Here is a 9,840-nt window from a genome sequence, read left to right as displayed (position 1 = left end):
GGCATGAGCACCGACGTTCGTCCGCCGGCCGGGATCGGCGAGGCCGCGACGCGCAGACAGGTTGTCGCGTGGGGGCTGTGGGACTGGGGATCGGCCGCGTTCAACGCCGTGATCCTCACGTTCGTCTTCTCCGTGTACCTGACGGACGCAGTGGGGGAGGACCTGCCGGGATCGATCTCCGCGAGCACGTGGCTCGGGTGGTCGCTCGGCATCGCCGGTTTCCTCATCGCCGTGCTCGCCCCCGTCACGGGGCAGCGGTTCGACGCCGCGGGACGACGCAAGTGGGCGCTCGGCGTCCTCACGTTCGCGACGGTCGGGTGCATGGCGGCGATGTTCTTCGTCCGCGACTCGTATCAGTACCTGTGGCTCGGGCTGGTGCTGCTGGCCGCCGGTTCGGTGATCTTCGAACTGGCCGGCGTTCCGTACAACGCGATGCTCAGGCAGGTGTCGACGCCGGCGAACATCGGCCGGGTGTCCGGGTTCGGCTGGGCGATGGGCTATTTCGGTGGGATCGTGCTCCTGCTGGTGTGCTACTTCGGTTTCATCTCCGGTGACGGCGACAACCGGGGATTCCTCGGGCTCACCACGGACGGCGGCCTGAACATCCGGATGGTGGCGCTGCTGGCGGCCGTCTGGTTCGCGGTCTTCGCGATTCCCGTGCTGCTGAAGGTCCCCGAGCTACCCCGCCCGCACGCGGATCCGGGGGCGGACAAGGCCGGTTTCGTCGAGTCGTACCGGGTGTTGTGGCGCGATCTGCGCGACCTGTGGTCCGCCGACCGGCGCACCGTCTACTTCCTGGTGGCGAGTGCGTTGTTCCGCGACGGTCTGGCCGGTGTCTTCACGTTCGGCGCCGTCCTCGCCGTCAACGTCTACGGCATCGGCGCAGGTGACGTGCTGTTGTTCGGCGTCGCGGCCAATGTCGTCTCCGCGCTCGGCGCGCTCACCGCCGGCCGGTTCGACGACCGGATCGGGCCGAAGACCGTGATCATGACGTCCCTGATCGCGATGATCATCGTCGGTGTCGTCCTGATGGCCGTCTCGGGACCGGCCATGTTCTGGATCTTCGGACTGCTGCTGTGCCTGTTCGTCGGTCCCGCGCAGTCGTCCGCGCGCACGTTCCTGGCCCGGATCACCCCGCCCGGCAGGGAGGGGCAGATGTTCGGCCTGTACGCGACCACCGGCCGCGCGGTGTCGTTCCTCTCGCCCACCCTCTTCGGATTGTTCGCCTGGTGGTTCGCGGCGGATCGGGCGGGGATCCTCGGCCTGGTGATCGTGCTCGCGATCGGGCTCGCCGCGCTGACGGTGGTGAAGGCGCCCGAACGCGACTAGCGCCTCGCGCGAGTGTCGTCGATGCGAAGCTTCTCCGGGAACAGCCGCCGCTGCGTCAGCCAGCCCGCCGCCGCCACGACGATCCAGATCAGCGTGGCGAAGAACTGCTGGCTGCCCTCGTTCGGGTCTTCGAGGAAACTCAGTGCCCCGATGGCCAGGCCGAGCCCGGTCAGCACCAAGCTGGCGCCGCCGAGCGCGGTGAGCCACAACAATGCCCGGGCCCGATACCGGTCGGCGATGAAACCACAGGCGACAGCGAGTGCGACGATCACGATTCCGCTGAGCAGCCAGCTGGCGTCGTCAGGTTGCAGAACACGACTGAGTTTGGCGCCGACCACCGCGCCCGCGATGCCTCCGATGAAGAATGCGGCGAATTTGAAGATCAGGGTGGTGGCCACCCACACCACGACCGCGCCGATCGCCGCGACCAGGAACGTCGTCCCGAGCGACAGCGACAGCAGGTCGGCCAGGAGCCAGCCGAGGCCGAATCCCGAGGCGAGTACGGCGACGTGGAGTGAACCGACACCGGCGAAGCACAGAACGGCGCCGACCAGAAGGATTGCGATGCCACTCATGGTGCCCTCCCAGGGTGCACGAGACGAGTAGTGTCATCAAACCAGAACGGACGCCCCGTCGAGGGGAACAGCGGATTTCAGTTCGGTGTGGTTCCGGCGCGCGTGAGGATTGCGTCCGCGAGTGCGTCGGGACGCTGCTCCGGGATCCAGTGCGTGGCATCGTCGAGCACGACGAATTCGTACGGCGCGTCGACGAACTCGCCGCACCGCTCGGCTCCCGCACGCCCCAGCGCCTGGTCGCCGGTGCTCCAGACGTAGGTCGTGGGAACGGTGACGGCGGGCGTCTGCTCGAAGTCGCTCGTCATGGCGCGGTACCAGTTCAGCGCGGCGGTCAGCGCTCCCGGTTCGCTGAGCAGCGCGACGTGCCGGTCGACGAGTGCCGGCGGGACGACGTCACCGAACATTGCGCGCAGTGAGTGCGCGTTGTCGTCGAGGAGGACCCGCTCGGCTTTGCCCTCCATCCTCAGGAGCCGGATGTAGGAGGAGCGTTCCTTCTGATCGGCGTCCTCGCGCAACGCCCAGCCGAACGCGCCCGGATGTGGCACCGACACGGTGGTGAGCGAGGTGATCCGATCGGGGTGCCTGGCCGCGACGACCCAGGCCACGGCGGCGCCCCAGTCGTGGCCGACGAGATGCGCCGTGTCGAGGTCGAGTGCGTCGAGCAGTCCGATCACGTCCGCGACGAGGTGGTCGATCCGGTAGGAGTCGACTCCGTCCGGTCGCGCACCGGGCGAGTATCCGCGCTGGTTCGGGGCGTACGTCCGCAGACCGGACTCGTTCAGCAGGGCGCTGACGGGTTCCCAGGACGCGGCGCTCTCCGGAAACCCGTGCAGGAGAACGACGGGGACACCGTCGGCCGGACCGCTGGTCGTGACGTCGAACGTCAGGTCGCCGAGGGTGATGTGCGCGTGTTCCGAGGTTGACAGCATGCCCCCACCGTACGGCGAGAGCGCGACTACTTTCCGGGATTCCACCCGCTCATGCCGAGCATGATCAGGCGCAGTTGCCGTTCGGCGCGCGCGACCACCTCGGCCTCGCTTCGGCTTCCGGGGCGGTCGGCCTCGAGCAGGTCGACGACGACGGCGAACATGGTGGACACGATCAGGTCGGCCGCCATCTCCAGGTCGTCGTGGTCCCAGGATTGCAGACCCTCGATGCGGGACAGATCCACCGTGAGTTCGCTGACGAACAGTGTCATCTCGGTCGCGATCGCCCGGCGAATTTCGGGGACGCCGCCGTAGCGTTCACGGCTGAGGAACCGGAACTGCGCCTCGTGGGTGCGAACCTGCCGGACGAGGATGTCGAGGGATGCGCCAGCGCTCTTGGTGCTCGGGGTGCGCCGGGCGTCGCGCAGCATCTGCCGCAGTATTCGCATGCCCTCCTCGACGAGCACCACGCCGAGCTCCTCGATGGACGCGAAGTGGCGGTAGAACGCGGTGGGCACGATTCCCGCGGTGCGGGCGATCTCGCGCAGGCTCACGCCGGCGAAACTCCGATCCGCCATGAGTTCGAGCGTGCCGTCGAGAAGCGCCTTTCTCGTGCGCTCCTTGCGGGCTGCCCTGCTCTCGGGTTCGGCGCCGGTCGACTGACTCACGGCAGTGAGTGTATTCGCGCCAGTGCCCACACCTGTCATCTCCGGGTGCTCGTACCCGTCATCCGGCATGCGTGTCCGATCCCTGCCTCGAGTGTGCGTGCGGTCACATTCTGATTGACAACTTGCTGTCCCTCTCTGTCACACTATTGTCAGTGTACAACCGTGCACTCAAACGGAGGAGGCTGACGTGTCAGTTGCCCACACCAGTCGTCCGGCGGAGGGACGCAGGTTCTCGCTGCTGTCGTTGTTCGAGGCGATGGCCACTCCGCACCAGCTCGACCGCTACCTCGAACTCGTCGCTCCCATGGTCACCGTGCGCGACCTGCGTGCAGAAGTGGTCGAGGTCCGGCGGTCCACCGCCGACACCGTCACCCTCACGCTGCGCCCCACCCGTCAGTGGCGCGGATTCCGTGCGGGGCAGTTCGTGCAGGTGGGCGTCGTGATCGACGGGGTTCGCCACACCCGGTGCTACTCGCCGGCCAATGCACAGGCGTCCACCGACGGGCTCGTCGAGTTGACGATCAAGGCGCATCCCGAGGGTCTCGTCTCGCAGTACCTGCACGCCCACGCGAGCCCCGGTCTCGTGCTCGACCTGTCTCAGGCGGCGGGAGAATTCACCCTTCCGTCTCCTCGCCCTCGCCGGGTCCTGCTGGTGAGCGGAGGCAGCGGAATCACCCCGGTTCTGTCGATGCTGCGCACCTTGGTCGACGAGCAGCACATCGGAAGCATCACTTTTCTGCACTACGCGTACACCGAAAACGACGTCGCGTACCTCGACGAGTTGCGCGCACTCGCGGACGCGAACGCCAACGTCTCGCTCGTGCTGTCGTACACCGATCAGGACACCGGCGGCCATCTCCACGGATTCTTCGGCCAGGAGCACCTCGACGCGGTGGCGCCCTGGTACGCGGACGCCGACACCTTCCTGTGCGGCCCGCCCGGGCTGATGCGTGGCGTTCGGGAGGTGTACCGCGAACTCGGCATCGAGGACCGTCTGCACACCGAGGAATTCGCTCCCGCCGCTGCCCCGGCGGAGGGTGAGGCCGGTGGTGAGGTGTCCTTCACCGTCAGCGGTGTCACCGCGGAGAATTCCGGAGCGACGCTGCTCGAACAGGCGGAGGCCGCCGGACTCCATCCCGAGTACGGATGCCGGATGGGCATCTGCTTCTCCTGCACCACGGTGAAGAAGTCGGGGTGCACCAAGAACGTCCGCACCGGCGACACCGACACCGATCCGGACAAGGCGATCCAGCTGTGCGTCTCGGTTCCGGTGGGCGACGTCGCCCTCGACATCTGATTTTCACTCGACATCCCACGTTTGGAGACCGACATGTTTGGACTCTCACTCTCGTTCCTCCCGTTCGTCGACGGCTCCGACGGTTCCCGAAACGACGCCCCGGTGGTGCTCAGTCACGACCAGGTCGAAGAAATCGGCCGGGAACTGGACGCCCTCCGCGACCGGACGGTTGCTGACCTCGGCGCCGAGGACCGTGAATACATCTACAAGATCATCAAGGCGCAGAGGGGATTCGAGGTCGCCGGTCGCGGGCTGATGTACCTCGGCTTCTTTCCGCCGGCCTGGATCGCCGGGGTCGGGGCTCTCGGTGTGTCGAAGATTCTCGACAACATGGAGATCGGCCACAACGTCATGCACGGCCAGTACGACTGGATGCGTGAACCGGGCCTGAACTCCCGCGTGTTCGAGTGGGACACAGTCTGCCCGGCCGATCAGTGGAAGCATTCCCACAACTACATGCACCACACGTACACCAACATCCTCGGCCGGGACCGGGACATCGGCTACGGCATCCTGAGGATCGACGAGGCGCAGAAGTGGAACCCCTACTACCTGGGGAACCCGGTCTACGCCTTCTTTCTGATGATGCTGTTCGAGTGGGGCGTCATGATGCACGACCTGGAAGCGGAGAACGTGATCCAGGGCAAGCGGACGTGGCGCGACGTCAAGCCGCTGCTGAAGGGCTGGTGGCGCAAGGCCGGTCGGCAGGTGCTCAAGGATTACGTGATCTTCCCGGCGCTCACCGGGCCGCTGTTCGTCCCCACACTGCTCGGCAACGTGACCGCCAACCTGATCCGCAACGTGTGGGCGTACTCCATCATCTTCTGCGGCCATTTCCCCACCGGCGTGCAGAGTTTCACCGAGGACGAGACCGCGGAGGAAACCCGCGGCGAGTGGTACGTCCGGCAGATGCTCGGCAGCGCGAACATCGAGGGGAGCCCGCTGTTCCACATCATGTCGGGCAACCTGTCGCACCAGATCGAGCACCACCTGTTCCCGGACCTGCCCGCCCACCGGTACCCGGAGATGGCGCCCGCCGTGAAGGCACTGTGCGAGAAGCACGGGCTGCCCTACAACACCGGTGGCTTCTTCAAGCAGATCGGCTCCGTGTGGGGGAAGATCTTCACGTTCGCACTGCCGCCCGGTCTCGTCTCGTCCGACACCCCTCCCGGTGTTATCGTCGAGCGGCAGAAGACTGCAGCCTGAGAGGCGAAACACATGGTGGGGAAGTTCGAGCGGCGCAAGGACACCGTGCAGGAACTGACGGAGTCCGCGGCCACGCACGTGGGCCACATCGCGACGATCATCGCGGGCGCCGTCCGGGACGTCACCCGGGAGATCGGTGACTGGGTGTCCGACGGCATCGAGATGCGCGAGGCCGCGAAGAAGGCCCGCGAAGACGAGGGCGAGGACAATCCGGTCGACTGAGGATCCTCGCGTCGGTGGGGCGCGGCCGGCGACGGCCGCGCCCCTTTTCGTTCTGCTAGATGACGCCGAGCGAGATCATGGCGTCGGCCACCTTCACGAAACCGGCGATGTTCGCGCCGTGCACGTAGTCGCCCGGCATGCCGTACTCGGCGGCCGTGGCCACGGTGCGCTCGTGGATGCCGCGCATGATTCCGGCCAACCGCTCGTCCGTGTATTCGAAGCCCCACGAGTCGCGGGATGCGTTCTGCTGCATCTCGAGTGCCGACGTGGCGACGCCGCCCGCGTTGGCCGCCTTGCCCGGGGCGAAGGCCACCGCGGCATCGCGGAACACCTGGACGCCCTGCGGGGTCGTGGGCATGTTCGCGCCCTCGGCCACCGCCTGCACGCCGTTCGCGACCAGTGTCTTGGCGGCCGCTTCGTCGAGTTCGTTCTGGGTGGCGCAGGGGAGCGCGACGTCGCACGGCACGTCCCAGATGGAGCCGTTCGGCACGAACCGGGCGTGCGGCACGGTGTCCGTGTACTCGCTGATCCGTCCGCGTCGCACCTCCTTGATCTCCTTCAGGAGCTCGAGGTCGATGCCCTTCTCGTCGACGAGGTATCCGGAGGAATCGGAGCTCGCGATCGCGATTCCGCCGAGCTGGTGCACCTTCTCGATCGCGTAGATCGCGACGTTTCCGGAGCCTGAGACGACGACGGTCTTGCCGCCCAGTGAGCTGTTCGCCGCCTTCAGCATCTCGGCGACGAAGTAGGCGACGCCGTACCCCGTCGCCTCGCGACGCACCTGCGAGCCGCCCCAGGTGAGGCCCTTACCGGTGAGGACCCCCGACTCGTAGGAGTTGGTGAGGCGCTTGTACTGGCCGAACAGGTAGCCGATCTCGCGCCCGCCGACGCCGATGTCACCTGCCGGGACGTCGGTGTACTCGCCGATGTGGCGATGCAGCTCGGTCATGAACGACTGGCAGAACCGCATGATCTCGGCCTCCGAGCGACCCTTGGGGTCGAAGTCGGAGCCACCCTTGCCGCCGCCGATCGGAAGTCCGGTGAGGGCGTTCTTGAAGATCTGCTCGAAGCCGAGGAACTTCACGATTCCCAGATTCACGCTGGGGTGAAACCGCAGGCCGCCCTTGTAGGGGCCGAGCACGCTGTTGTACTGCACACGGAAACCGCGGTTGACGTGCACGTTGCCGGAGTCGTCGACCCACGGCACCCGGAAGATGATCTGACGCTCGGGCTCGCACAGTCGCTCGATCAATCCGGAGTCGGCGTAGTGGGGATGGTGGTCGAGCACGACCTGGAGCGACTCGAAGACCTCGGCGGCTGCCTGGTGGAACTCGGGTTCTCCGGCGTTCCGCAGGCGGACCTGCTCGTAGATCTCTGCTACCTGGTCGCGCATTGACACAGACCCACCTGCCTGACGTGTGAGGAATTCGTTACCTGACGTTTACTTTGAAAACTATAGACCTGGCGTCAGGCGTCCTGTATCGCGCCGTGCGGAGAGATCAGGACTCCCGCAATGGTGTGCGGGAATGCATTGCGACAGAGGTGTTCTCGACGGCCTCGCCGCAGTGAGCGCAGCGGTGTTCCAGCTCCAGTGAGTGCCCGCATTCGTGCACGAGCACCGACGGCGCCTCGTCGACGGCCCATTTGCTGCCCCATTGGAACAGCGAGAGCAGCAGTGGTCGCAGGTCCTCTCCTGCCGGGGTGAGGTGGTACTCGAAACGGGGAGGGTGCTCGGAGTACTGGCGGCGCTCGATGACGCCGACCTCCTCGAGTTTGCGTAGTCGCGCGGTGAGGATGTCGCGCGAGACGCCGATGTACCCGGCAATCCGGTCGAAGCGGTGCACCCCGTAGCTCAGTTCGCGGATCACCAGCATGGACCAGCGGTCGCCGATCAGTTCCATGGTGGCGGCGATCGCGCAGGGTCGCGGCGCCAGTGGCATGCGGTCCATGACGATCTCGGGTGTCGCTCGCTCGGTGTCGCCGTTGTTCATGTACTCCATCATAGATGGGTTGTGTTTTCCAACTGATAGGGGTTTACTGTCGTAGCGCAGTTAGTTGGAAAAGCAGACTTACTCTCTCGAAGGGGTCGTCATGACCACGATTCAAGATCGAACGGTGCTGGTCACCGGAGCCGGCCGCGGGCTCGGACGTGCCTTCGTCGCCGAGGCGCTCGCGCGAGGAGCGCGAACGGTCTACGCGTCGGCACGTGATACGTCGACGATCGAAGGGCATCCCCGGGTCGTGCCCGTCGAACTGGATGTCACGAACCCCGAATCGGTCTACGCCGCCGCGGAGTACGTCGGGGACCTCGGCGTGCTGATCAACAACGCCGGCATCCTCATCGGCGAGTCGCCGCTCACGGGTGATCTCGACGGAATGCGCCGGGAACTCGAAACCAACCTCTACGGCCCGCTCAACGTCACTCGCGCGCTGGCACCGATCATCGCCGCCAATGGGGGCGGCGCGATCCTCAACGTGCACTCCGTCCTGTCCTGGCTGGCCGTCGGTGGTTCGTACAGCGTCTCGAAAGCCGCCCTGTGGAGTGCCACCAACGCGATGCGTGCCGAACTCGCAGCGCAGAACATCCAGGTGGTCGGGCTGCACCTCGGATACATGGACACCGACATGACGAGCGGTCTGGACGTACCGAAGATCTCCGCGGCCGAGGTCGCGCGACTGGCCTTCGACGGCATCGAGTCCGGCGCTCACGAAGTCCTCGCCGACGACACCTCCCGCACCGTCAAGGCGGCACTGTCGGGTGACCTCGACGCCCTCTATCCGCAGCCGGCGCAGCAGGGGGCGGCATAGTGAGCGAGTCCGGAAACGGTGCAGTGGCGACTGTCGAGGGCGGGGCGGACGCGGAGTGGGGAGAGGTGCGGTCGAGGACCGTCGAATGGCGCGACCCGGCAGGCCCGGCGCGGAAAGCGCGAGAACTCGACGGCCTCGGCTACCTGCGGGCGATCCTCGACGGCGAGATTCCCGCGCCCCCGATCGCGAGCCTGATGAACCTGCGGTTCCTCGAGGCCGAACCCGGAAGGGTCGTCTTCGCGCTGAACCCCGACGAGTCGCAGTACAACCCGATCGGCGCCATCCACGGCGGCGCCGTGTGTACCCTGCTCGATTCAGTCGCCGGCTGCGCCGTGCACACCACGTTGCCCGCGGGGTGGGGTTACACGTCGGTCGAGATCAAGGTCAACTACATCCGCGGAGCGACCCGGGACTCCGGGCCCCTCACGGCCACCGGAGTCGTCAAGAAGTCGGGTCGCCGCATCGCGTTCGCGGAGGGGGAGGTCACCGACTCGCAGGGCCGACTCGTCGCCACCGCCACCAGCACCCTGCTGGTGTTCGAGGTTCCACAGGAGAGCTGACGCCGGACGGCGCCCGCCGGGTGCCTCGGGGGCGTCCGGCGGGGCCGCCTGCCGACCCGAGTCGGGGGAGGGCCGGCGGCCCCTAGGTTAGGTCATGAAAAAGTAATGCGCGAGTAAAGTCAGCTGAAATGCGGGAAACCCGCCACTCGCGGAGGATCGTGGCGGGTCCCGGTGCACCGTTGCCCCGTCGGGTTGGGGCGATGCGCGAACAAGACTAATTGGTCGGTTTGTTACGCGCGAGTACGCAGC

At 66.6% G+C, this 9,840-nt stretch carries 11 protein-coding genes; 6 read left to right on the top strand and 5 right to left on the bottom strand.

All coding sequences use genetic code 11. The annotated features are described in order from the left end of the window. The first annotated feature begins 3 nt into the window (after positions 1-3). Entirely contained in the window at positions 4-1,329 is a 1,326-nt protein-coding gene (locus tag FND50_RS25355; protein ID WP_005248269.1) for an MFS transporter, read from the top strand. Here the strand turns inward: FND50_RS25355 and FND50_RS25350 are convergent. From FND50_RS25350 to FND50_RS25340, 3 genes are all read right to left on the bottom strand, one after another. Next, on the bottom strand, positions 1,326-1,904 hold the full coding sequence (locus FND50_RS25350) for a DUF4203 domain-containing protein (RefSeq protein ID WP_144287516.1): 579 nt from the start codon (positions 1,902-1,904) through the stop codon (positions 1,326-1,328). The two genes, FND50_RS25355 and FND50_RS25350, sit on opposite strands and share 4 nt — an antisense overlap. Positions 1,905-1,981: 77 nt before the next feature. Beyond that, a complete protein-coding gene (locus FND50_RS25345; RefSeq protein WP_144287515.1) occupies positions 1,982-2,833 on the bottom strand; it encodes an alpha/beta fold hydrolase in 852 nt (283 codons plus the stop codon). A gap of 26 nt (positions 2,834-2,859) precedes the next feature. Then, on the bottom strand, positions 2,860-3,567 hold the full coding sequence (locus FND50_RS25340) for a TetR family transcriptional regulator (RefSeq protein ID WP_144287514.1): 708 nt from the start codon (positions 3,565-3,567) through the stop codon (positions 2,860-2,862). Positions 3,568-3,685: 118 nt separating this feature from the next. On the opposite strand from FND50_RS25340, the gene FND50_RS25335 reads away from it, so the two are divergent. Genes FND50_RS25335 through FND50_RS25325 form a run of 3 tightly spaced genes read left to right on the top strand, consistent with a single transcriptional unit; the run spans position 3,686 to position 6,223 of the window. Then, a complete protein-coding gene (locus FND50_RS25335) occupies positions 3,686-4,795 on the top strand; it encodes a ferredoxin reductase (protein WP_144287513.1) in 1,110 nt (369 codons plus the stop codon). A gap of 33 nt (positions 4,796-4,828) precedes the next feature. Next, complete coding sequence (locus FND50_RS25330; RefSeq protein WP_144287512.1) at positions 4,829-6,001, top strand: acyl-CoA desaturase; 1,173 nt, start codon at positions 4,829-4,831, stop codon at positions 5,999-6,001. A gap of 12 nt (positions 6,002-6,013) precedes the next feature. Then, a complete protein-coding gene (locus FND50_RS25325; protein ID WP_144287511.1) occupies positions 6,014-6,223 on the top strand; it encodes a hypothetical protein in 210 nt (69 codons plus the stop codon). A 55-nt stretch (positions 6,224-6,278) separates the two neighbouring features. On the opposite strand, the gene gdhA is transcribed toward FND50_RS25325, so the two are convergent. Beyond that, on the bottom strand, positions 6,279-7,622 hold the full coding sequence (gene gdhA, locus FND50_RS25320) for an NADP-specific glutamate dehydrogenase (RefSeq protein ID WP_144287510.1): 1,344 nt from the start codon (positions 7,620-7,622) through the stop codon (positions 6,279-6,281). 100 nt (positions 7,623-7,722) lie between these two features. Beyond that, positions 7,723-8,226, bottom strand: a complete 504-nt coding sequence (locus FND50_RS25315) for a helix-turn-helix domain-containing protein (protein WP_144287509.1) — start codon at positions 8,224-8,226, stop codon at positions 7,723-7,725. A gap of 88 nt (positions 8,227-8,314) precedes the next feature. On the opposite strand from FND50_RS25315, the gene FND50_RS25310 reads away from it, so the two are divergent. Both FND50_RS25310 and FND50_RS25305 read left to right on the top strand, forming a co-directional pair. Continuing rightward, positions 8,315-9,031, top strand: coding sequence for an SDR family oxidoreductase (locus tag FND50_RS25310; RefSeq protein ID WP_144287508.1), 717 nt, complete (start codon positions 8,315-8,317; stop codon positions 9,029-9,031). After that, entirely contained in the window at positions 9,031-9,591 is a 561-nt protein-coding gene (locus tag FND50_RS25305; protein WP_144287507.1) for a PaaI family thioesterase, read from the top strand. The genes FND50_RS25310 and FND50_RS25305 overlap by 1 nt, the downstream gene beginning before the upstream one ends. Positions 9,592-9,840: the final 249 nt, after the last annotated feature.

Origin of the sequence: Rhodococcus sp. WB9 (assembly GCF_007558985.1) — a bacterium.
Classification (GTDB): Bacteria; Actinomycetota; Actinomycetes; order Mycobacteriales; family Mycobacteriaceae; genus Rhodococcus_F; species Rhodococcus_F opacus.
The sequence above is the reverse complement of the archived record's forward strand: the minus strand, read 5'-3'. Positions and strand labels throughout refer to the sequence as shown.